The organism is Frankia sp. CoWAU3 (assembly GCF_977971855.1).
Genome location: NZ_CDWWXB010000135.1, coordinates 3,238 through 4,230, shown reverse-complemented (window position 1 = coordinate 4,230; position 993 = coordinate 3,238). Strand labels below are relative to the sequence as shown.

General features: G+C 75.8%; 1 protein-coding gene. It reads left to right on the top strand.

All coding sequences use genetic code 11. The features are described 5' to 3' along the window. Positions 1-920 (top strand): ROK family protein (locus AC08ON_RS12490; RefSeq protein ID WP_476617020.1); only part of this gene is annotated, 920 nt, incomplete at its 5' end. Between the last annotated feature and the right edge of the window lie 73 nt (positions 921-993).

Here is a 993-nt window from a genome sequence, read left to right as displayed (position 1 = left end):
CGGCACAGGCCGGGGCGAACCCGATGGGAGGCGACGAGCAGATCGGCCCGAGCAGGCCGAGCGGACCGGAGGGTCCCGTCAGGCCGGTGGAGACAACCTTCCAGTGGTCGCCGTCGGCGACCGCCACCCAGGACATCGACGATCTCGCCGCACACGTTGCCGCGCTGACCGCCCGATGGGGCGGTCGGGTTGACGCCGTCGGCGTGGCGATGCCCGCGACCATCGACGCCGCCGGCCGGGTCACAACATGGCCGGGCCGGCCGGCCTGGACCGGGCTCGACCTCGGCGCCGCGCTGCGGGATCTGCTGCCGGGCAGCACCGTGGTCTGCGGCGACGACGGCGATCTGGCCGCGCTCGCAGAGGCGGACGCGGCCGGCTGTGAGAACGTGGTCTACCTGGGAGTCGGGACGGGCGTCGGCGGCGGGATCGTGCTCGGCGGCCGGTCCTGCCCGGGGCCCGGTCGCGGCTCCAGCGAGATCGGACATCTGATCATCTCGTCCGACGGGCCCAGCTGCGACTGCGGCCGCCGCGGATGTGTGCAGGCAACCGCGTCCGGGCCGGCCACCCTGCGCCGGGCCACCCAGCGGCGTGGTGCGGAGGTGACCTTCGCCGAACTGCGCGCAGCCTGGCTCGCGGCCGACGCCTGGGCGGTGCGGACGGTGGGCGAGAGTGCCGCGGCGATCGCCACGGCCGTCGTCGGGCTGACCGAACTGCTGCATCCCGCAATGGCGGTGGTCGGCGGCGGGTTCGCGGCCGGCCTGCCTGGATTTCCGCGGGCGGTCGCCGAGCACGCCCAGACCCTTGCCCGCCCGGGACATCCGCCCGCGCCCGTCCGCCCAGCGTTGCTGGGCGGCCTGTCCTCCCTGTTCGGAGCGCTCCTGGCGGCTCAGTCGCCGGCGAGGATCGGCCGGCTGGCCTGAGCTGCGGGGACACCGGCGGTGCCGGCGGGTTCGACCGGGTGCGGCCGGAGAAGGGACAGCAACTCCGCGGGCC